The sequence below is a fragment of the Tardiphaga sp. GW822-FHT04G09 genome (assembly GCF_058800725.1).
The window spans coordinates 38,717-60,113 of sequence record NZ_JBXAMO010000019.1 but is presented as its reverse complement, the minus strand read 5'-3'; the positions used below and the strand labels follow the sequence as shown (position 1 = coordinate 60,113).

The window sequence follows — 21,397 nt, the reverse complement described above, 5'->3', positions numbered from 1 at the left end:
ATGCTCTAGCCCGGGCCGAACTTGAACTTGCCGTCCTCTTCGAGGAACGGACCGCTGCGCATATAGAGCTGGCCATTCTCGCCGATGAAGAACAGCGTGTTCTTCGGCACTTTCTTGGCGCCCTTCAGCAGGAATTTGGCATTGTTGGTGCCCATCTTGTACGCGAAGGTCTTGCCTGACGCGTCGTAGCCATAGCCCATATCGGGGGAGAGCACCCAGGGCGTCGGTGCCTGAGCCAGAGCAGGGCCCGCAAGGGCCGATGTCACCAGCGCGGCGGCGCACAGCATCGTAAAAACGCGAGCGGTCATCCCGAATTCTCCGAAAAGTGTTTTTGAAACTACGTCGCGAATGTGCGGTCGTCTTGAACAAATCACGAACGGCAACGGTCCGTCAATACGACATGCGGTCGCAAAGAGTTTGTTATTTCGCAAGTCCGGCCGGGCGACTATCTTTCGCATTCGGGCTAAGCCGGTCCACGATGAATGCGGCGATGGGGATGATTCGACAATGCGAGCGATCGTGAAAAGTCTTTTGGTTGTGGGCGCTGTCACCCTGGCATCCGGCCTAGCTGCGGCGGACGACTACAAACTCAGCAACAACCAGCGTATTTCCTGCGGCCGTGGCCTCAGCGCCGGCAAGCTGAGCACGGCCACCTGCCGCTCCTATGCCTATCTGTTCAACACCAGGACCTCCGACTATTTCCGCTGCTCGGTGTCGCTGTCGATGACACGCGACGCCAAGGAAGTCGTCAATGTGCAGACCGACGGCGGATGCGTGAAGAAGCCGCGCGTGTTCGATACCGATTCCACCTACTCATTCGATGCCACCGAGACCGAGCCGCCGAATACCAATTCGTTCTTCGGCAGTGGCGGCTTTGCCATCTGGGTGAGCGACAACACCCAGCAGAAAATCCGCGGCTGCGTCACGATTCCGTCGGGGCTCGGCTCCGATGTATCGCGCTGCATCGATATGAAGTTCGAATAGGCGATCTTCTCCCCCGCTGCGCAGCGATCGCAGGATGGGGTGAGCGTCTTCGCGAAACCCGTCGCCGTCATCGCGTGTGTTGATGGGTTTCGCTCCGGCGCGACGCGCCTGCGCTCACCCCATCCTACGATCTTGCGTGATGCTCTCGGTCGTCATGGCCGGGCTTGTTTCTGCGTTACCGGGCATGACGGTGCACGGCGTAGGATGGGTAGAGCGAAGCGAAACCCATCGCTTTCTGTGCGCGTGAATGATGGGTTTCGCGAAGACGCTCTACCCATCCTACGGCCTCATCAGATTCAACTGTCAAACGGCCACTGCTTCAGACAACACTACCCTTCAGACATGCGTCATCGCCCCTGTTGTTGGCGGCGCGGGGGCGCCGTCGTCTCTTGCATTCCCGCCCCTTGCGAGAGGGCGTGCGGAACGCCGGGTGCCCGATGCACCCCTGGGCCTGATGCCGATGCGGTCTTCCGCAAGTTGGCGCATCAGGACTTTCGGAAAGCACGGGCGATGGCCCGACGTTCCGCCTGCGGTGTTTTGTCGACTTGCTGAATGCTTGCCCAGGCGACCGATCAAGGTCACCCTTGTTTGGCCCTGCGCGACAGGGCCGGGGGAGCACAAGCTCTTGGGCCGGACGCGTTTCGAATCTGGTCGTCCGTCACTTGATCCGCAGGTTCTTGCTATCCGAAGGCAAGCCATACCGCCTGTCCCAGTGGTATCCTGACCACAGACGATGCGGCCTGCCCGCAGACAGCCGGTACCCACACATCCCGTGACGCCGCATCTCCGGCGTCCACCGCATCCCGCCCCGCAATCGTGACGATCGCGATCGCCCCTCTCGGTGGGGCAGGACGAAGGGGAAAATAATCAAGATGGGGATGTTGTCAATAAGAATAGGAAAAAATGTTTGGGCAATCCCGGCCACACGCGTCAGTGGAAACTCCGGGCTTAGTCCGGCGATGAGCAATCGCCAGCCTTGAAAGCAAAAGGGCACGCGCTGAAGCGCGTGCCCTTCGATGTATTGAGCTCAAGAAGAGAGCGAGACAGGCGGGCGCGAATGAAACGCCCTGCCAATCCTGCTTAGCCTTTACTCCGGCTTGATGCCGGCGAACTGGGCGACCTTGCCCCACTTCTCGATTTCGGACTGCACATAGGCATCCATGTCGGCCGGCGAGCCGCCGGTGGGATCGGCGCCGAGCTTGATCAGGCGGGCCGTGCCGTCGGCCGACTTGATGAACTTGTCGGTCGAGCCATTGAGCCTGGCGATGATGTCCTTCGGCGTCTTCGCCGGCGCTGCGATGGTGAACCAGGAGGCGGCGTCGTAGCCGGGAACGCCGGCTTCGGCGATGGTTGGAATGTCCTTCATCGGCTCCCAGCGCTTGCTGGTGGAGACGGCCAGCGCACGGATCTGGTTGCTCTCGGCGAAAGGCTGCGCCGCCGGCAGGTTGTCGATCATCACATGGACGCGGCCGCCGATCAGGTCGGTGAGCGCGGGGGCGCTGCCCTTGTACGGCACGTGGGTCAGCTTCACGCCGGTCATGGACTTGAACAGTTCGGTCGACAGATGCGCGGTCGAACCGAGGCCCGGCGTGCCGTAGAAATATTCGTCCGGCTTGGCCTTGGCGAGTTCGATGAATTCCTGGACGCTCTTGGCCGGCAGCGAATTGGTCACCGAGAACAGGTTCGGCACCTTGGCGATCACGATCACCGACGCCAGATCCTTGACCGGATCATAGGTCATGTTCTTGAACACGAACTTGTTGATGGCGTGGGTGCCGGGCGTGCCGACCAGGAAGGTGTAGCCGTCGCCGTCCGCCTTGGCGACGAAGTCAGCGGCGATGTTGCCGCCGGCGCCGGCCTTGTTCTCGACGATGAACTGCTGGCCCATCTCTTCGGACATCTTCTGCGCGACGACGCGGGCCAGAATGTCCGTGGTGCCGCCGGCTGCGAACGGAACGATGAACTTCACCGGCTTGGTGGGCCACTCGGCGGCGCTGGCGCGGCGGGTGAGGATCGGCAGGGTACCAAGGGCGGCGGCGCCACCGAGAATCACGGAGCGGCGGGACGGGAAGCGAATCGACGACGACATTTCGAAGGAGTCCTTTGTAATCGTGTGTCCCAAGGGACGAGTTGCGCGCAAACTACGCGGTTGCACTACGAGTTGCTACCGCAATGCAATACCATCCTTAAGCATTCGGTACTAAATGGGGATGACAGCGTCCGCAGGCCGCGTTTCCGGATGGGCATGATGAACAAAATGAGTCTGGCGGCGGCAGGGGATGACTATTTCGTTACCCTTCAAGGCAAGGCCGCGATGCCCTGGGCGTCGCGGCCTGAAGTCTGGTCTTGTTATGGCCGGCCTTACTTGCCGATGCCCTTTTCCTTGAAATACTTCAGCGCGCCCGGATGGAACGGCACCGGCGAGCGGTCCTGCACCTGGTTGTCGAGCGAGAAACTCTCGGCCTCCTTGTGCACGGCGACGATGTCGGCCTTCTTCTCCACCAGCGTCTTGACGATGTTGTAGGCATCGTCATCGCTCATCTTGTTGCCCGTAACGATGATGTTCCAGACCTCGGTATTGGCGTTGTCCTTGTCCATGCCGGGATAGATGCTCTTGCTGATATTCGATGGCGAATACAGCTTGCCGTATTTCGCATTCATCTTGTCGGCGAGATCGGCGTGATCGATCAGCTTCATCTTCAGTCCCGGCGTCGCCGCAAGGTCGGTCACCGCTGCGGTCGGTACGCCGCCGACCCACATGAAGGCGTCGATCTTGCGGTCCTTGATGGCGTTGACGCTCTCGGCGACGCCGAGCCGCTCGCGCTTCATGTCCTTGTCCTTGTCGAGACCGGCGGCTTCCAGCACGCGGAACGCCATCACCTCGGTGGCGCTGCCCGGCGAGCCCGTTGAGACGCGCTTGCCCTTGAGGTCGGACATCTTCTCGATGCCGGTGCCATCCACGGTCACCACATGCATGCGGTTCGGATAGACCACGAGCAGCGTCTGCAGCGGGACCTTGCCGCTCTTGAACTTGTCCTCACCCTTGAAGGCATCGAGCGCGGCGTCGGCCATGCTGAAGCCCATCTCGCTCTGGCCGGAGGCAATCAGTTTGAGGTTATCGACCGAACCGCCGGTGACTTCCGCGGTGGCCTGGGTGTTCGGCAGCGCCTTCGACAGCACATTGGCGATGGCGCCGCCGAGGGGGTAGTAGACGCCGCCGGTGCCGCCGGTGCCGATCGCCATGGTCTTCTGCTGCGCGATCGCCGCGCCGGCTAGGCCGGCCGTCGCGATGACAGCCACAGCTATCGAGGTCTTCCTGAAACGCTTGAACATGGTCTTCCTCTCCTCCAGTTTTCTTGTGATGGCGCAGTGACTATTTCACCGCGCCGACTTCCTTGAGATATTTCAGCGTGCCGGGATGATAGGGCGCCGGCGACTGCGCGGGGGTCTGGGTGGCGAGATTGATGTTCTCGGCCTCCTTGTGGACGGCGACGAGATCGGCCTTGTTCTCGAAGATCGCCCTGGTGATCGTATAGGCCGTCTCGTCCGACATCTTGTCGGTGGCCATGATCTGGTTCCAGGCGGCGAAGCCACGGCTGTCGGTGGTCTGGCCCGGATAGCTGCCGGCCTTGATCACGCTGGGCGCGAAGATCTGGCCGTATTTTTTCACGATGGGGTCGAGCAGGTAATCGATGTCGATCAGCTTGATGGTGACGCCGGGCGAGGCGGCGAGATCGACGACTGCCGCGGTGGGCACGCCGCCGCCCCAGAAGAAGGCGTCGATCTTGCGATCCTTGAGCGCGGCCGCGGATTCCGCCACGGACAGGCGCTCGCGCTTGACGTCCTTGTCCTTGTCGAGGCCCGCAGCCTCGAGCAGGCGGAAGGTCTGCGCCTCCGTCGCGCTGCCCGGCGCGCCGCCGGAAATGCGCCTGCCTTTCAGATCCGCGAATTTCTCGATGCCGGTGCCGGCAATGGTCACCACATGGACGGGGCTGGAATAGACCGCGACGATGGTGCGCAGCGGGACGGGTTTCTTGAACTTGTTCTCGCCCTTCACGGCGTCGGACGCGACGTCGCCGGTCATGAAGCCGAGATCGGCTTGGCCGGTTTCCAGCAGCTTGATGTTGTCGACGCTGCCGCCGGTGACTTCGCCGGTGGCCTGGGTGTGCGGAAGCTTCTTCGACAGCAGGTTCGCGAGACCGCCGCCGAGCGGATAGAAGATGCCGCCGGTCCCGCCGGTGGCAATGGCGATGGTCTTTTCCTCGGCCGAGGCCGTACCACCCGCGCAGGCGATGCCGAGCAAGGCAAGGCTGAAAGCCCTGTAGCGCAAAGCCCTGTATTTCAGAACCTTGTATCTCTGAGCCTTGCATTTCATCGCGTCACTCCCTGAAGTCGGCGGCGCCGCTTATCTGCGGCGTCCGCGTCGTGCGATAACTTGACGTTATTCGTTTCTGTTGTTGGTCATGCCGGTACCGGTAGCCTTCTCGTCTTTACCTGCCACAGTAGCACGCCGAGGCCGATGATGAGGCCGGGCACGAATGTGTAGCTGATGTCGCGACCGATGATCGATTCGATGATCGCCTCGATCAGGCTCGGAAACACCAGCAGCAATCCCGATAGCAGAAGCAGGCCGCGCTCGATCGGGGTGTTTTGTCGCAGTGCCCAGTTCTGCGCGACGGCGGCGAGCGCCAGCAATCCCAGAGTGGTCTTGAGGGTGATCTCGACGATATCCACCCACGAGCCGCCCTTCGGAATGTTCAGCAGCAGGCCGACGCCTTGCGGGTCGCAGACGAAGACGAACGGCACCAGGAAGGCCGGCAGTGTGTATTTCCACGATTGCAGGGTGGTCTTGTAGGGATCACCGCCGGTGATGGCTGCCGCTGCGAAGGGCGACAGCGCGGTGGGAGGCGAGACTTCCGAGAGCACCGCGTAGTAGAAGATGAACATGTGGGCGGCGTAGTCGGGCACGCCGAGCTTGATCAGCGCGGGGGCCGCGATCACGGCGCAGATGATGTAGGAGGCGGTCACCGGCACCGCGAGGCCGATGATCCAGACGATCAGCGCCGTATAGATCGCCGTCAGCAGCAGGCTGCCGCCCGCATAGGAAATCACGATCGACGAAAACTTGAGGCCGAGGCCGGTGAGCGTGACGACGCCGACCACGATGCCGGCGCAGGCGCAGGTGGTGGCGGCATTGAGCGCGCCGATCGAGCCATCGGCCAGTGCCTTCACCAGTTTCTTAGGTACCAATGCGGTATCCTTGCGCAGGAAACTGAGCACGAAGGTGACGCAGGTGGCGTAGAACACGGACAGCGATGGCGAGTAGCCGATGATCATGAAGACGACGACGGCGAGCAGGGAAATGAAGTGGAACCCGTAACGCTTCATCATCACGCCGAGGCTGAGCTCGGGCCTGACATTGACATTGTGGGCGCCGAACCGCTTGGCGTCGATCTCCACCATGATCAGCAGCGAGAGATAGTAGAGACAGGTCGGGATGGTCGCCATCCAGATCACGTCGAGATAGCTGATCTTGAGGAATTCGGCGATCAGGAACGCGGCGGCGCCGAGCACCGGCGGCGACAGGATCGCGCCGAGACCGCCCGCGGCGAGCAGGCCGCCGGCAGCGTTCTTCTCGAAACCGGCCTTGGCCAGCATCGGGGCGGCGACGGTGCCGATCATCACCGTGGTGGCGACGCCTGAGCCCGAGGGGCCGCCGAGCAGGAACGACGACAGCACCACGGTGCGGCCTGCGGCATTCGACTTGTTCCCCATCAAGGATAGCGAGAAATCGATGAAGAATTTTCCGGCGCCGGACATCGACAGGAAGGCGCCGTAGATCGTGAACAGGATGATCAGCGTGGCTGACACGTCTACCGCGACGCCGAAGATTCCCTCCAGCGTGATGAACAGATGGCCCACCAGACGCGGCAGGTCGTAGCCGCGATGGGTCCACGGTGCCGGCAGATGCGGGCCGAGCATCGCATAGGCGATGAAGAACACGGATACGACGGGCATGATCAGGCCGGTGGTGCGGCGCGTCGCTTCCAGCAGCAGCACGATGAAGACGATGCCGACGAGTACGTCCATATGATCCGGCACGGTGGCACGGTCGGTGAAATCGTCGCCGCCCCACAGCGCATAGACGATGGTGGCGATGGCGACGATGCCCGGCACGATGTCCCACCAGCGCACGCGGTTGCGGAAGCGCGCGGACATGGGGAATAGCAGGAAGCTGAGGATCAGCGTGAAGGCGACGTGGACATAACGCAGCTCCTGCGTCGGCACGATCGCGTAGGCGGCATAGAGATGAAACAGGCTCATCACCACGGCGATGCCGGTGGAGATCTTTCCGGCCCAGCCCAGCAGGCGATTTGTTGCGCCTTCGTCGGCTTCGATGAAGGCTTCAGCCTTCGCCAATGCTTCGTCGGAGACGGCAATGGTGTCATCGCTTGCGATTGATTTTTGGTCAGCCATGTTTCTTCCCCCGGGATATTTCCCGCAGCCGGCTTTGCCGGCCATTTTATCTTGAATGCGGCGCATTCATGCCGTTTTGCCCGGCTGGCGCAAGGGCTTAGCGGTGAAACTTTCGTCGCGGCAACGACGTTCGCTGCGGGAACGTCGTTGACCCCCTGAGAGCTGCGGTTCACGTTCGCGGCCTGAATGACAGGAAATCGATGAGTATGAGGAAGCGTCTGATAGCGGCCATGACGAGTGTGGTCGTCATGTGCAGCGCAGCGGCACGCGCCGACCCGTCGATCACGCTGCTGACCGGCAATACGTCCGGCATCTATTTTCCGCTCGGCGTCTCGATCGCGATGCTCTATGCGGATATTCCCGGCGCGAAAGTTCAGTTGCAGACAACCGATGGTTCAGTCGAGAACCTCTCGCGGCTGCAGCAAGGTACCGGGCAGGTGGGTTTTGCGCTCGGCGATGCCCTCAACGACGCCTGGGCCGGCAATGCCAGCGCGGGCTTCGACGGCAGGCAGGGTCGGCTGCGGGTGATCGGCGCGCTCTATCCGAACTACATCCAGATCGTTGCCACCAAGGCCAGCGGCATCAGGACGCTCAGCGATCTCAGGGGGAGAAGCCTCTCGGTCGGCGAGCGGCGATCGGGCACCGAGTTGAACGCCCGCACCATTCTGGGCGCGGCGGGGTTGCGTTACGAGAATCTCGGCGAAGTGCGCTACATCTCCTTTGCCGAATCCACCACGATGATGATCGAGAAGAAGCTGGATGCCACGCTGCAGTCCGCGGGTCTCGGCGTGGCATCGATCAAGGAGCTCAGCGAGGCCACGGATATCGTCATCGTGCCGGTGCCGCCCGCGATGGTCAGGAAGATCGGCGCGCCGTTCAGGCCGGATACGATTCCGGCCCGGACCTATGTCAGCCAGAACAGACCCGTGCCGACCGCGTCGGTGATGAATTATCTGGTCACGAGCAGCGCGGTGTCCGACGACCTCGTCTATCAGATGACCAAGCGGCTGTTCGACGGCCTCGACGAGCTCGCCATCGCCCACCGCGCCGGCCACGAGATCAAGCTGGCGAGTGCAGTCACCCGAAGCCCGGTGCCCCTGCATCCCGGCGCGTTACGCTACTATCGGGAGCGGGGTCTGATCAGGTAGGGTGACCCCCGCTGGCTTGCTGGGGCTTTCATGGGGCATCCGTTTCGGACGTTGGTTGTGTGCGCCGTTTTTGCGGCAGCATCGCTGTCCCATGCGGTTGCCCGCGCGCAGGGGGCGGCGGAGACCGCTGCCACCTGCACGAATGACGATACCTTGCCGCCCGAGCAGATGCTCGGCATCTGCGGCCTGGTGATCGGCTCGACGGCGACATTGCCGGACCGCGTTCAAGCCCTGATCGTGCGTGCCGGGCTGCAGCTCCGGCTGGAACAGGTCGATCTCGCGGTTGCGGATGGCGATCTGGCGGTTCGGCTCGATCCCCTCTCGGCCGCAGCGCTTGAAGCCCGCGGCAAGGCGCTTGCGGCCGGCAAGAAGTTCGACCGGGCGCTCGACGACTTCGATCGCGCGATCAGGCTGCGGCCGAACGAGGCCCGATTATTCGCAAGCCGCGCCGCGACCTTCGCATCGATGCATGAAAACCGGCTGGCGGTTCGCGACTATAATGAAGCGGTCCGGCTCGATCCGACGCGGGTGCAGGGTCTCATCGATCGCGCTGCGGCCTATGCCAAGGTCAAGCGCTTCGATCTGGTGATCGACGACCAGAGCGACATCATTCGCCTGGAGCCGACCGCGGAACATTACGATGCGCGCGGGCAGTCCTATGCGCGCAACAATGCCTATGGCCGCGCAATTGCCGATTTCGATGCCGCGATCAGGCTGGAGCCGAAGGCCGGCTACTTCGTGAACCGCGGCAACGCCTTCAGTCTCAGCGGTGCATATGATCGCGCGATCACCGACTACACGACGGCGCTGCAGCTTCAGCCGGAGCTCGCGATGGCCTACAACAATCGCGGCGTCGCGTGGCGCGACAAGGGCGATACGGTGCGTGCGCTGGCAGACTTCGAGGCGGCGGTGCGAAGCCATCCCACGCTCGATATCGCGATCCGGCATCGGCAGCAGCTTGGCCGGATGGCGGTCGCTGCGCGCAAGCCGGCGATCGGTCTGCATCCGTCGGCCGATGCCAGCATCCGGTAGGCGCGACAGATGAAGTTGCTGGTCAACAGGACACAACCGATGCGCCATTGTTTGATGGTTGCTGTGGTGTGGGGCGCGCTGCAGCACGGTGCACTGGCGGCCGGCGATGCGCCGCCGCCCGAGCCGCAGCCGGATCCAGCGCCATGCATAACGGCGATCTCCGCAAATGACGACGACGCCGTGCTCGACAAATGCACGGTCCTGATCAGGCACGACAGGACGCCTGCAGCGGATCGTCTCAAGGCGCTCATCGCACGCGCCCGCGTCCATGAGCGCAAGGATCAGGCGGACCTTGCCATTGCTGATTACGATGCCGCGATCAGACTGGATGCCAGGCAGGCTGACCTGTTCAATGCGCGCGGTGAGCTCTGGCGCAAGAAAGGCGATCGTCCGCGCGCGGTCAGGGATTTCGGCGCAGCGCTGAAGCTCGATCCGAAGCACGAAGCCGCCCGTGGCAACTACAAGTCGCTGGCGATGGAGATCGAGCGGCTGGGCGCCGCCATGGCTGTCAAGGATTCGGCGGTCAAGGATCCAGCCATCAAGGATCCGGCCATCAAGCCGCAACCAAAGGCGCCCTTGAAATAGCCGACCATCCCGTGACAATGGCAGGCAACAAGACCGGCGGGAATGCCGGTGCACGGGAGTAACGCCATGGCCATCGAGCAGGACATCGACAATATCCGCACCTATCGGGACGTTCATGACCGCTCGATTGCAGATCCCGTCGGTTTTTGGGGCGAGGCTGCCAGGGACATCGACTGGATCGAGCCGGCGACAAAAGTGTTCGATCCCGGAATGGGCCTCTATGGACGCTGGTTCGCCGGCGGTGTGCTGAACACCTGCTACAACGCGCTGGATCGCCATGTTGCCGGTGGCCGCGCCGATCAGGTCGCGCTGATTCACGATTCCCCGCTGGCGGGGACTGTCAGCAAATTCACCTATGCGCAGTTGCTGCATGAAGTGCAGGTGCTCGGCGCCATCATGCAGGATCACGGCGTCGGCAAGGGCGACCGCGTCATTCTGTATATGCCGATGGTGCCGGAAGCCGTCGTCGCGATGCTCGCCTGCGCGCGCATCGGCGCGGTGCATTCGGTGGTGTTCGGCGGCTTTGCCGCGAAGGAACTCGCGACCCGCATCGAGGATGCCAAGCCGAAGCTGATCTTCTCGGCGAGCTGCGGCCTCGAGCCCGGCCGCATCGTGCAGTACAAGCCGTTGCTCGATGAGGCGATCAGGCTCTCCAGCGTGAAGCCGGATGCCTGCATCATTCTCCAGCGCCCGCAGCACGGCTGCGATCTGGTGGCTGGTCGCGATCACGACTGGGCCGAATTGCGTCGCAAGGCGATCACCGCGAAGAAGTCCGCGGCCTGCGTGCCGGTGCTGGCGACCGATCCGCTGTATATTCTCTACACCTCGGGCACGACCGGCAAGCCGAAGGGCGTGGTGCGCGACAATGGCGGCCATGCGGTCGCGCTCAAATGGTCGATGTACAATCTCTACGGCATCACGCCCGGCGACGTGTTCTGGTGCGGTTCCGATATCGGCTGGGTGGTCGGCCACAGCTACATCATTTACGCGCCGCTGTTTCATGGCGCGACCTCCATCATGTATGAGGGCAAGCCGATCGGCACGCCCGATGCCGGCGCGTTCTGGCGCGTCATCGCCGAGCACAAGGCGGTAGCGCTGTTCACTGCGCCGACGGCGTTCCGCGCCATCCGCAAGGAAGATCCGGAGGGCAGGTTCATCCGGCAATATGATCTGTCGAAATTCCGCACGCTGTTTCTGGCCGGCGAACGCGCCGATCCGCCGACGGTGGACTGGGCCGAGAAGCAGTTGAAGGTGCCGGTGATCGATCACTGGTGGCAGACCGAGACCGGCTGGTGCATTGCCGGCAATCCGGTGGGCCTCGGCCAGTTGCCGGTGAAGCACGGCTCGCCGACGGTGCCGATGCCCGGCTACAAGGTGGAGGTCGTCGACGAGGCGGCAAAGCCGGTGCCCGCCGGCACCATGGGCTCCATCGTCATCAAGCTGCCGATGCCGCCGGCCTGTCTCCCCACGCTGTGGGAGCAGGATGAACGCTGCAAGGAAGCCTATTTCAACGAATTCCCCGGTTACTACAAAACCTCCGATGCCGGTTATCTCGACGAGGATGGCTATGTCTATGTGATGGGCCGCACCGACGACATCATCAATGTCGCCGGCCACAGGCTCTCCACCGGCGGCATGGAGGAGATTCTCGCCTCGCACCCCGACGTCGCCGAATGCGCGGTATTGGGCATCAAGGATGCGATCAAGGGTGAGGTGCCGTGCGGCTTCCTGGTGCTGAAGGCCGGCGTCGCGCGGCCGGTTGCCGAGGTGGAGACAGAGGTCGTCGCGCTCGTGCGCGAGAAGCTCGGTCCCGTCGCAGCATTCAAGCTGGCGATTACCGTGGGGCGCCTGCCGAAGACGCGATCCGGCAAGATCCTGCGCGGCACCATCAAGAAGATCGCCGATGGCGAGGACTGGGCGATGCCGGCCACCATCGAGGATCCCAAGGTGCTGGACGAGATCGGCACGGCGCTGAAGGGCAGGGTGTGAGGCTCGGCCGCAGGATGGGGTGAGCGGAGCGAAACGCATCACTCTGCCGCTGACCCGGCCGATGGGTTTCGCCTTGGCGCGATGCGCCTCCGCTCGACCCGTCCTGCCCACCTTACAAATCCCGCATTTCGCGCTAAACACGGCGTCACTCACGTGACAGGACCCATGCATGCGCCTCACTTCGACATCCCTCATCGCGCTGACGCTGGCGGCAACGCTGCTGGGCGCCTGCGCGCGCCGCACCGACATTCCTATGTCGAGCCTTGGCGATGACGATGACGCGATCTGCCGCGGCACAGGCGCCGCTGTCGGCTCGCCGGAATATTCGAGCTGCCGCAAGGATCGCGACGTTCAGCGCAGCAATTCCATTCAGCGCGCCGATCGTGCGCAGCGCAATCTCGGCGAATACATGCTGAACAATCCGAACCGGCCGTAACACCGGCGGATTGATATTCCGCAACACTGTGTCACCCAAAGGCAACGGCCGTGCAGCGAGACGCTGTGCGGTCGTTTGCTTTTGATGGAGATCAACGTGTGAGCGCCGTGGCGAGCGTCTTTCGGATTGGATCGGGTGAGATCGTTCACCCCGAACGAATCGAGAGACAGGGCGCTTCGCGATGAAGAGAATCTTGACGACCATGTCGTTGCTGATGTCGGCAACGGCGATGACTGGCATGGCGACAACGGCAGGCGCCGCCGATCTTCCGGCCGCGACGCCGTACACCAAGGCGCCGGTGATCGAGGCGTGGAATCCCTGGATGATCCGCCTGCGCGTGCTCGGCGTCATTCCGGAGAATGGCGGTTCGGTTCACCAGGTGCCGGGCTCCAGCCTGAAGACCTCCGATCAGGTCGTGCCCGAACTCGACATCTCCTATTTCTTCACGCCGAACGTCGCCGCCGAACTGATCCTCGGCGTCACCAGGCATCACGTCACCGGCGATGGCGCCATTGCCGGCCTCGATGTCGGCAAGGCCTGGCTGCTGCCGCCGACCCTGACGCTGCAATATCACTTCACCGAGTTCGGCGCGTTCAAGCCCTATATCGGCGCCGGCGTGAACTACACCTGGTTCTTCAGCCAGACCGCGAGTGGCGTGGGCGTCACCAGCAGCCGTCTGAAGGACTCTGCCGCTCCCGTGGTGCAGTTCGGTTTCGACTACATGATCGACAAGCACTGGGGCTGGAATGTCGACGTGAAGAAACTGTGGCTGCGGCCGGACTGGGAAGGCACGCTGGCCGGCGGCACGCCGATCACCGGCAAGGTCACGCTCGATCCGTGGCTCATCGGCACGGGCATCACCTACAAGTTCTGATCCTTTCGATCTCTCACTGTGTGACTGAAGGGCCGATGTCTGACGGCCCTTCTTTTTGCGGTTTCACCGTGGGCCTGTTGCTTTCAGCGCCCGCATCCTGTTGGGTGCGCGCCATCACATCATCGCACCATCAGGACAACGTCATGGACATCAAGGTCAGGGATTCGAACGGCGCACTGCTCGCCGAGGGCGATACCGTCACGCTGATCAAGGACCTCAAGCTGAAAGGCTCGTCCACCGTGCTCAAGCGCGGCACCGTGATCAAGAACATCCATCTCACCGACAACGAAGACGAGATCGAAGGCCGCACCGACAAGGTCAAGGGCCTGGTGCTGCGCACGGAGTTCCTGAAGAAGGCGTGAGGCCTCCGAGCCTCGGCTTCAGGTCTCGACGTAATCCGCGATGCTGGTCGGTGCGGGGACAGGTAGCCCGTCCTCCCTGAGGCCTTCAATATGAAAGCGAATAGCTTCACGGATTTCGGCCTCGACGATCTTCACCGTGCCGCCGGTTGCAACGCAGCCGGGCAAGTCCGGCACGTATGCGGAATAGTTGTTGTCGGTCTTCTCTATGACAACTGCATAACGCACTAGGGTCTCTCCGTCAGGACCGCCTGCTTCAAGATACTTCTAAATGTGCCGGGTGCAAGGTCGTCGGATGGCTTGCCGGCGATGGTGACGCGTCCGGGCTTGCTGGGATGTTTAAATTGCCGGTGACTGCCGCGCGTCGCTACCTGAAACCAGCCGTCATCCTCGATGAGCTTGATGGCATCGCGGACTTTCATGGCACCAAACGCGTCCCCGCAGCATTCAGAAGCGGCTATGATCCCTGCATTCTAGGTGCCCCCGGATCGGTAAGACAATCGGCGCCTTCGGCTACTCCCGCCCTTCCTCATGCCCGCGAAATGTCGATAGCCGCGACAGGAATGCCAGCATCAGTCCGATGCCTGATATCGAGAACAGCATCGTGAAGACTTTCGCGATGGTCGTGGTCGGCGACAGGGTGGCGTCGCCGACGGTGGTGAGTGCCATCGCGCTGAAATAGGCAGCGTCGATCCACGGCCAGCCCTCCACGGCGTGAAAGAACACGGCGCCGCCGGTCATGGCGATGGCCAGCAGGAACAGGATCGCGCGAAATTCCGGATCGCGCAGGCCGCGGCGAAAGCCGGCCAGCAATCGCACCAGACCGAGCCAGAGAGATGCCATCGCAGCGTTGCCCCCATGCGCCCCTCGCGCAGGTCGGATGTCGCAGGATTCGATGACATTTGGAAAGTGAAGATTGTTGGACGCCGCACGCCAACAAAAACGCGGCGGGATGAACCGCCGCGTTTTGAATTCTGCCGTTGCCGCCGCGCATCTGTGCGCAGCGCAGGCGCCTATTCTTCGTCGTCGTCCTGCTTCTTGCCGCCGCCGATACCCTTCAGCTTGGCAAATACGGCGTCGACATTGAGGTCGCCGCTGCCGCCCTCGGCGGTTTCGAGCTCGTCCTTGCGGGTGGTTTCCGAGGCCGGCAGCAGGGTCGCGCCGCCATAGGCCTGGTCGGTCGGCTTTTCCTTGGCTGCGCGCTGCACTTCGAAATCGAGTTCGATCTGCGAGCACAGGCCGAGGGTCACCGGGTCCATCGGGGTCAGGGTCGATGCATTCCAGTGGGTGCGGTCGCGGATCGAGGCGATGGTGGTCTTGGTGGTGCCGACCAGACGCATGATCTGGCTGTCCTTGAGCTCCGGATGGCTGCGGACCAGCCACAGGATCGCGCTCGGGCGCTCATGGCGGCGCGACACCGGGGTGTAGCGCGGGCCCTTCTTCTTGGCGGCCGGCGGCAGGATGACCTTGCTCTCTTCGAGCTTGAGCCGGTAATTCTTGTCCTTCTCGCCCTTTTCGATCTCGTCGCGGGTCAATTGCCCGTTGGAAATCGGGTCCATGCCCTTGATGCCCTGGGCGGCGTCGCCGTCGGCAATGGCGCGGATCTCGAGCGGATGCATCTTGGTGAAATCGGCGACCTGGTCGAAGGTGAGCGCCGTATTGTCGACCAGCCACACGGCCGTCGCCTTTGGCATCAGCGGGGCATTGCTCATGGCACATCTCCTTTGCGCTTCGCCCACCTCTTTCGGAGGCGAAGCCGTCTGGTCATCGGTGATGACGGGAATTAGGCCTCTATATAAGCTGTCCGGGGGCAACCGCGCAATGCCCGGCAGTTCGGCCTTGACACCGCCGCAAACCGGCCCCAAGTCCTTATTCAGACAAGCTCTTTGGCTGATTTTTGCCCATCTGACCCATCGCACCTGCCATTTTGGTGCCCAGGCCCCTGGATCGCCCCGATATGACGACCAAACCGTCCCTGAAAATCGTTCTTTGTTCGCCGCGCGGCTTCTGCGCAGGCGTCGTCCGGGCGATCGATACGGTCGAACGCGCACTCGCCATCCATGGCGCGCCGGTCTATGTCCGGCACGAAATCGTCCATAACAAGTATGTGGTGGACAGCCTCAAGACCAAGGGCGCGATCTTCGTCGAGGAACTGGCCGAGATTCCGGACAACACCTCGGCGCCGGTAGTATTTTCCGCCCACGGCGTGCCGAAGTCGGTTCCGGCCGATGCCAAGGAACGCAATTTCTTCTCGCTGGACGCGACCTGCCCACTGGTGACCAAGGTGCACCGCGAGGCGGCGATCCACTTCAAGCGTGGCCGTGAAATCCTGCTGATCGGGCATTCGCATCATCCGGAAGTGGTCGGCACCGTCGGCCAGCTGCCGCCGGGCGCTGTCCAGCTCATCGAAACCGCCGAGGATGCCCAGACCTTCCAGCCGAAGGACCCGGACAATCTCGCTTTCGTGACCCAGACCACGTTGTCGATCGACGACACCGCGGAAATTGTGGCCGTGCTGAAGAGCCGCTTCCCCACGATCAACGGGCCGCACAAGGAAGACATCTGCTACGCCACCACCAACCGCCAGCTTGCCGTGAAGAAGGTGGCGCCGGTGGTCGATGCACTGATCGTGGTCGGTGCGCCGAACTCGTCGAACTCGCAGCGCCTGCGCGAAGTCGCAGAGCGCGAAGGCTGCAGGGTTTCGGTGCTGGCGCAGCGCGCCTCTGACCTCGACTGGAGCATGTTCGAGGGCATCACGAGCCTCGGCATCACCGCGGGCGCCTCGGCGCCGGAAGTGATCGTCGAAGAAATCATGGATGCCTTCGCGCAGCGTTATGAGCTGCATGTGGAGACGGTTTCGGCCGCCGAAGAAAACGAATTCTTCCCGCTGCCGCGTTCGCTGCGTCCCGAGGCCGCGGCGTAACCGCGATGGCGGTCTATACCGATGTTGCCGCCGATGATCTCGCGGACTTCCTGAAGAGCTACGATGTCGGCGAATTGCTCTCCTACAAGGGCATCGCCGAAGGCGTCGAGAATTCCAACTTCCTGATGCACACCTCCAAGGGCGCGTATATCCTCACGCTCTATGAGAAGCGCGTCGAAGCGGATGACCTGCCTTACTTCCTCGGTCTGATGGCACATCTCTGCGCGCGCGGCGTGAATTGCCCGCAGCCGCAGAAGAATCGCGACGGCGCGGTCTACTCGTCGCTCGCCGGCCGGCCCGCGGCGATCATCAACTTCCTCGAAGGCATGTGGCCGCGCCGTCCCACTGCGATGCATTGCGCCGGGGTCGGCGAAGCGCTGGCGAAGATGCATGTCGCCGGGCGCGATTTCCCGCTGGTGCGCAAGAACAACCTGTCGGTGGATGGCTGGCGCGGTTTGCTCGACCTCGCGGCACCGCGCGCCGACACCGTGCAGCCCGGGCTGCGCGCTTTCCTGCAGACCGAACTCGATCATCTCGCTACGCATTGGCCGAGCGATCTGCCGGAAGGCGTGATCCATGCGGATCTGTTTCCGGACAACGTGTTCTTTCTCGGCGATAAGCTGTCCGGCCTGATCGACTTCCCGTTCGCCTGCAACGACATGCTAGCCTACGACGTGGCGATCTGCCTGAACGCCTGGTGCTTCGAGCCGGATCTGTCGTTCAATGCCACCAAGGCGCGGGCTTTCCTCAATGCCTATGAAAGCGTGCGGCCGTTGACCGGCGCCGAGCGCGCGGCGTTTCCGCTGCTGGCGCGCGGTGCGTCGATCCGCTTCCTGCTCACGCGGCTGGTGGATTTCCTCAATGTGCCGGAAGGCGCCTTCGTGAAGCCGAAGGATCCGGTCGAATATGTCCGCAAGCTGCGCTTCCACCAGTCGGTGAAATCGATGGCCGATTACGGCGTCGAAGCGGCGAGGCTGCCCGCGTGACCACTGCGACGCCTGTGACGATCTATACGGACGGCGCCTGCTCGGGAAATCCCGGTCCCGGCGGCTGGGGCGCGATCCTGCGGTTCGGCGATGCCGAGAAAGAGCTGAAGGGCGGCGAGGCCCACACCACCAACAATCGCATGGAGCTGATGGCGGCGATCTCGGCGCTGGAAGCGCTGAAGAAGCCGTGCTCGGTGGATCTGCACACCGACAGCCAGTATCTGCGCAACGGCATCATGAGCTGGATTCACGGCTGGAAGAAAAACGGCTGGAAGACGTCGGACAAGAAGCCGGTGAAGAATGTCGACCTGTGGCAGCGCCTCGATGCCGCGCTGAAGACCCATGATGTGCGCTGGCACTGGGTCAAGGGCCATGCCGGCCATGCCGAGAACGAACGTGCGGATCAACTGTCGCGCGACGGGCTGGCGGAGAACAGGGGCCGGTAGTTCTTTTCATTCCCTCTCCCGCGGCGCGCAGCTTCGCTGCGCGGGGGGAGAGGGGAAGCAAGAAAACCTCAGCTCAGAGCTGACCCAGCAGGGTGTCGCCGCCGGAGACTTCGACCTTGCCCGGTGCCGGCTCGAGATTGAGCTTGGTCACCTTGCCGTCTTCCACCAGCATCGAATAGCGCTGCGAGCGGATGCCGAGGCCGTTGCCCGAGGCGTCGAGCTCCATGCCGATGGCCTTGGTGAAGTCGGCATTGCCGTCGGCCAGGAACACCGCTTCGTCGCGCAGGTCGGTGTCTTTCTTCCAGGCGTTCATCACGAACACATCGTTGACGGAGATGATCGCGATGGTGTCGACGCCCTTGTCCTTGATGGCATAGGCGTTGAGGAAGATGCTCGGCAGATGCATCTTGTGGCAGGTGCCCGTATAGGCGCCGGGCACGGCGAACAGCGCAACCTTCTTGCCCTTGAAGATGTCATCGGTGGTCTTCACGGCCGGACCTTCGGAGGTCATGACACGGAGCTTGGACTCGGGCAGCTTGTCGCCAACTTGAATGGTCATCGTCGATCTCTCCTGAAAGGTGGGGTGAGTGTGTTTAGACCGGCTGCATGACGCGGGCAATATTGGGCGTTGCGCAAAGCCAGGGCAGCGGCCTCGAACACCGTTCTCATGGCGAGGAGCGCGCCTCCTGGCGCGCGTCTCGAACCATGGCGATGTGCATTGCTGCCATCCTTCGAGACGCGGTCGAAGCCGACCGCTCCTCAGGATGAGGCCGGAAGATGTCGAAGGCTCTACCCGCCGAAACCGCCGGCCTCGAGAAAGGCCTGTTCCTCGGGCGTGGTGCTGCGCCCCAGCACCCGGTTACGGTGCGGGAAGCGGCCGAAACGCCGGATGATATCGGCGTGCTCGTCGGCGAATTTCAGATTGTCGGTCTCGCCGGTGGCGCGAAACAATGCGCAGCAGCGCTCCTGATCGGCAAGGTCTTCCGAATGCATCAGCGGCATATAGACGAACTGCTGCATCTGCTGTTCGACCCGCTGATCGACGCCGCGCGCGACAGCCCTGACCGTGAGGTCGCGAGCGAGGCGGTCGCTGGAAAAGGCCCGCGGATCGTTGCGGAACATGTTGCGGGGAAACTGGTCGAGCACGAGGATCAAAGCGAGCGTGCCTTCGTCACTGGCCTCCCATGACGCAAGCTTGCCTGCGACGGCCTCGTCCCACAGCCCGCGAAAGCGGCGGGTGATCTCGGCATCGAAATCGTCGTTCTTGGCGTACCAGCGGTCCCAGCCGGCGTCTTTCCAGAAGGCGATGATGTCGGCGGGAGTCGTTGCAGTCATGCTGAAATCCATAGGATGGGCCATGCGAAAGCGGGCCCACCCTATAGCAGTGCATCAGGCCGCCGAGGCCTGCTTCTTCTCGTCGCGGAGTTCGCGGCGCAGGATCTTGCCGACATTGGTCTTCGGCAAGGCGGTGCGGAATTCGATCTGCTTCGGCACCTTGTAATTGGTGAGCTGGGTGCCGCAGAACTTGATGATATCCTCGGCGGTGACGTTCGGGTCCTTCTTGACGACGAAGGCCTTCACCGCCTCGGTGGTCTTGGCATCGGGCACGCCGATCACGGCGCATTCCAGCACGCCGGGATGGCTGGCGATGACGTCCTCGACCTCGTTCGGATAGACGTTGAAGCCCGAGACCAGCACCATGTCCTTCTTGCGGTCCACGATCTTGGTGAAGCCGTCGGGGCTCATGATGCCGATGTCGCCGGTGCGGAAGAAGCCGTCCGCGGTCATCACCTTGGCGGTCTCGTCCGGCCGGTTCCAGTAGCCCGACATGATCTGCGGACCCTTGGCGCAAATTTCGCCGGGCTCGCCCAGGGGCACTTCGTTGCCGTCGTCGTCGCGGATCGAGATATAGGTCGACGGCACCGGCACGCCGATCGAGCCGTTGAACTGATCAACATCGGCCGGGTTGCAGGTCAGCGTCGGCGAGGTTTCCGACAGGCCATAGCCTTCGGCGACGAAGCAGCCGGTCACCTTCAGCCACTTTTCGGCTACCGCCCTCTGCACCGCCATGCCGCCGCCGTTGGAAATCTTCAGCTTGGAGAAATCCACCTGGTCGAAGCCCGGCGTATTCAGCAGGCCGTTATAGAGCGTGTTGACGGCCGGGAAGCTGTTGACCTGATATTTCATCAGCTCCTTCACGAAGCCGGGCATATCGCGCGGGTTCGGGATCAGGAGGTTGACGCCGCCGGCGCGCACGGCAAGCAGGAAGCAGGCCGTCAGCGCGAAGATATGATAGAGCGGCAGCGCGCAGACGATGAACAGCTGGTCCACATGCGGCGGCTTGCGCAGCGCCGGCTGCAGCCACGCATCGTTCTGCAGCACATTGGCCAGGATGTTGCGATGGCGCAGCGTCGCGCCCTTGGATACACCGGTGGTGCCGCCTGTGTATTGCAGGAAGGCGACGTCATCGGGGCCGAGCACCGGCTTCTTCATCTTCATGTTGCGGCCGGCGGAGACTGCATCATTGAACCAGACCGCGCCCGGCAGGTCGTAGGCTGGCACCATCTTCTTCACGCGGCGGACCACGAGATTGACGATCACGCCCTTGAAGCCGAGCATGTCGCCCATGCTGCCGAGGATGACGTGTTTCACATTGGTTTTGGCAATCACCTGCTGCACCGTGGAGGCGAAGTTCTCCAGCACGATGACGGCTTCGGCGCCGGAATCCTTGAGCTGATGTTCAAGCTCGCGCGGGGTGTAGAGCGGATTGACGTTGACCACCGCATAGCCGGCGCGCAGCACCGCGGATGTCGCGATCGGATATTGCAGCACGTTGGGCATCATCAGCGCGACGCGGGCGCCCTTGGCGAGGCCCTTGCTCTGCAGATAGGCGCCGAGCGAGGCGGACATTTCGTCGAGCTCACGATAGGTGATCGACTTGTCCATGCAGATGAAGGCTTTGCGATCGCGGAATTTGGCAAAGCTCTCTTCGAGCAGATCGACCAGGGACGGATACAGATTGACGTCGATGTCGGCGGGCACGCCTGCCGGATATTGCTTGAGCCAGATGCGCTCCATGACACTTCCCCCTCGATTTGATTATTTCGTGGAAGTATTGAGCAAAGCTGTCCTTGATAGCAAGGCGCGGCGCAACATGA

Annotated in this window: 23 protein-coding genes; 11 read left to right on the top strand and 12 right to left on the bottom strand. The window is 62.7% G+C overall.

Annotated features, from left to right (window positions below):
* Positions 1-5: 5 nt before the first annotated feature.
* A complete protein-coding gene (locus AC1RLZ_RS24660; protein WP_493190752.1) occupies positions 6-308 on the bottom strand; it encodes a hypothetical protein in 303 nt (100 codons plus the stop codon).
* 199 nt (positions 309-507) lie between these two features.
* On the opposite strand from AC1RLZ_RS24660, the gene AC1RLZ_RS24655 reads away from it, so the two are divergent.
* Positions 508-984, top strand: a complete 477-nt coding sequence (locus tag AC1RLZ_RS24655) for a hypothetical protein (protein ID WP_493190751.1) — start codon at positions 508-510, stop codon at positions 982-984.
* A 1,087-nt stretch (positions 985-2,071) separates the two neighbouring features.
* Here the strand turns inward: AC1RLZ_RS24655 and AC1RLZ_RS24650 are convergent.
* The 4 genes from AC1RLZ_RS24650 to AC1RLZ_RS24635 form a co-directional block, all read right to left on the bottom strand.
* Complete coding sequence (locus AC1RLZ_RS24650; protein WP_493190750.1) at positions 2,072-3,073, bottom strand: Bug family tripartite tricarboxylate transporter substrate binding protein; 1,002 nt, start codon at positions 3,071-3,073, stop codon at positions 2,072-2,074.
* Between the two features lie 272 nt (positions 3,074-3,345).
* The gene (locus AC1RLZ_RS24645; protein WP_493190749.1) at positions 3,346-4,317 is read right to left on the bottom strand and encodes a TAXI family TRAP transporter solute-binding subunit; all 972 of its coding nucleotides are present in this window, start codon (positions 4,315-4,317) and stop codon (positions 3,346-3,348) included.
* A 40-nt stretch (positions 4,318-4,357) separates the two neighbouring features.
* Complete coding sequence (locus tag AC1RLZ_RS24640) at positions 4,358-5,359, bottom strand: TAXI family TRAP transporter solute-binding subunit (RefSeq protein ID WP_493190748.1); 1,002 nt, start codon at positions 5,357-5,359, stop codon at positions 4,358-4,360.
* Between the two features lie 86 nt (positions 5,360-5,445).
* Positions 5,446-7,461 carry a TRAP transporter permease gene (locus tag AC1RLZ_RS24635; protein WP_493190747.1) on the bottom strand — a complete coding sequence of 672 codons (2,016 nt, stop codon included), beginning with the start codon at positions 7,459-7,461 and terminating at the stop codon, positions 5,446-5,448.
* A gap of 206 nt (positions 7,462-7,667) precedes the next feature.
* Here AC1RLZ_RS24635 and AC1RLZ_RS24630 point away from each other — a divergent pair, with 206 nt between their 5' ends.
* From AC1RLZ_RS24630 to AC1RLZ_RS24600, 7 genes are all read left to right on the top strand, one after another.
* Entirely contained in the window at positions 7,668-8,609 is a 942-nt protein-coding gene (locus AC1RLZ_RS24630; RefSeq protein WP_493190746.1) for a TAXI family TRAP transporter solute-binding subunit, read from the top strand.
* A 57-nt stretch (positions 8,610-8,666) separates the two neighbouring features.
* Positions 8,667-9,641 (top strand): tetratricopeptide repeat protein, encoded by a 975-nt coding sequence (locus tag AC1RLZ_RS24625; RefSeq protein WP_493190745.1) that lies wholly within the window; start codon positions 8,667-8,669, stop codon positions 9,639-9,641.
* A 39-nt stretch (positions 9,642-9,680) separates the two neighbouring features.
* Positions 9,681-10,226: a tetratricopeptide repeat protein gene (locus tag AC1RLZ_RS24620; protein ID WP_493190744.1), complete on the top strand. Its 546-nt coding sequence runs from the start codon at positions 9,681-9,683 to the stop codon at positions 10,224-10,226.
* A 66-nt stretch (positions 10,227-10,292) separates the two neighbouring features.
* A complete protein-coding gene (locus AC1RLZ_RS24615; RefSeq protein ID WP_493190743.1) occupies positions 10,293-12,215 on the top strand; it encodes a propionyl-CoA synthetase in 1,923 nt (640 codons plus the stop codon).
* A 169-nt stretch (positions 12,216-12,384) separates the two neighbouring features.
* A complete protein-coding gene (locus AC1RLZ_RS24610; RefSeq protein ID WP_371421336.1) occupies positions 12,385-12,651 on the top strand; it encodes a hypothetical protein in 267 nt (88 codons plus the stop codon).
* Between the two features lie 181 nt (positions 12,652-12,832).
* Positions 12,833-13,525 carry an OmpW/AlkL family protein gene (locus AC1RLZ_RS24605; RefSeq protein ID WP_493190742.1) on the top strand — a complete coding sequence of 231 codons (693 nt, stop codon included), beginning with the start codon at positions 12,833-12,835 and terminating at the stop codon, positions 13,523-13,525.
* 143 nt (positions 13,526-13,668) lie between these two features.
* On the top strand, positions 13,669-13,887 hold the full coding sequence (locus AC1RLZ_RS24600) for an alkylphosphonate utilization protein (protein WP_011665834.1): 219 nt from the start codon (positions 13,669-13,671) through the stop codon (positions 13,885-13,887).
* An 18-nt stretch (positions 13,888-13,905) separates the two neighbouring features.
* Here AC1RLZ_RS24600 and AC1RLZ_RS24595 read toward each other — a convergent pair whose 3' ends face one another.
* The 4 genes from AC1RLZ_RS24595 to AC1RLZ_RS24580 form a co-directional block, all read right to left on the bottom strand.
* Positions 13,906-14,112, bottom strand: a complete 207-nt coding sequence (locus AC1RLZ_RS24595; protein WP_493190741.1) for a type II toxin-antitoxin system HicB family antitoxin — start codon at positions 14,110-14,112, stop codon at positions 13,906-13,908.
* On the bottom strand, positions 14,112-14,306 hold the full coding sequence (locus tag AC1RLZ_RS24590) for a type II toxin-antitoxin system HicA family toxin (protein ID WP_493190740.1): 195 nt from the start codon (positions 14,304-14,306) through the stop codon (positions 14,112-14,114). Before AC1RLZ_RS24590 ends, AC1RLZ_RS24595 begins: the two co-directional genes overlap by 1 nt.
* A 91-nt stretch (positions 14,307-14,397) precedes the next feature.
* The gene (locus AC1RLZ_RS24585) at positions 14,398-14,727 is read right to left on the bottom strand and encodes a potassium channel family protein (RefSeq protein WP_493190739.1); all 330 of its coding nucleotides are present in this window, start codon (positions 14,725-14,727) and stop codon (positions 14,398-14,400) included.
* Between the two features lie 170 nt (positions 14,728-14,897).
* On the bottom strand, positions 14,898-15,596 hold the full coding sequence (locus AC1RLZ_RS24580; RefSeq protein WP_371421339.1) for a DUF1013 domain-containing protein: 699 nt from the start codon (positions 15,594-15,596) through the stop codon (positions 14,898-14,900).
* Between the two features lie 245 nt (positions 15,597-15,841).
* Between AC1RLZ_RS24580 and ispH the strand changes: the two genes are divergently transcribed.
* Genes ispH through rnhA form a run of 3 tightly spaced genes read left to right on the top strand, consistent with a single transcriptional unit; the run spans position 15,842 to position 18,239 of the window.
* Positions 15,842-16,807, top strand: a complete 966-nt coding sequence (gene ispH, locus AC1RLZ_RS24575; protein ID WP_493190738.1) for a 4-hydroxy-3-methylbut-2-enyl diphosphate reductase — start codon at positions 15,842-15,844, stop codon at positions 16,805-16,807.
* Positions 16,808-16,812: 5 nt separating this feature from the next.
* The gene (locus AC1RLZ_RS24570; RefSeq protein WP_493190737.1) at positions 16,813-17,793 is read left to right on the top strand and encodes a homoserine kinase; all 981 of its coding nucleotides are present in this window, start codon (positions 16,813-16,815) and stop codon (positions 17,791-17,793) included.
* Complete coding sequence (rnhA, locus tag AC1RLZ_RS24565) at positions 17,790-18,239, top strand: ribonuclease HI (RefSeq protein WP_089267674.1); 450 nt, start codon at positions 17,790-17,792, stop codon at positions 18,237-18,239. The genes AC1RLZ_RS24570 and rnhA overlap by 4 nt, the downstream gene beginning before the upstream one ends.
* A gap of 73 nt (positions 18,240-18,312) precedes the next feature.
* Here rnhA and AC1RLZ_RS24560 read toward each other — a convergent pair whose 3' ends face one another.
* The 3 genes from AC1RLZ_RS24560 to AC1RLZ_RS24550 form a co-directional block, all read right to left on the bottom strand.
* Entirely contained in the window at positions 18,313-18,798 is a 486-nt protein-coding gene (locus AC1RLZ_RS24560) for a peroxiredoxin (protein WP_371425930.1), read from the bottom strand.
* A gap of 230 nt (positions 18,799-19,028) precedes the next feature.
* Positions 19,029-19,574: a DUF924 family protein gene (locus tag AC1RLZ_RS24555; protein ID WP_493190736.1), complete on the bottom strand. Its 546-nt coding sequence runs from the start codon at positions 19,572-19,574 to the stop codon at positions 19,029-19,031.
* Between the two features lie 54 nt (positions 19,575-19,628).
* Positions 19,629-21,317: a long-chain fatty acid--CoA ligase gene (locus AC1RLZ_RS24550; protein ID WP_493190735.1), complete on the bottom strand. Its 1,689-nt coding sequence runs from the start codon at positions 21,315-21,317 to the stop codon at positions 19,629-19,631.
* Positions 21,318-21,397: the final 80 nt, after the last annotated feature.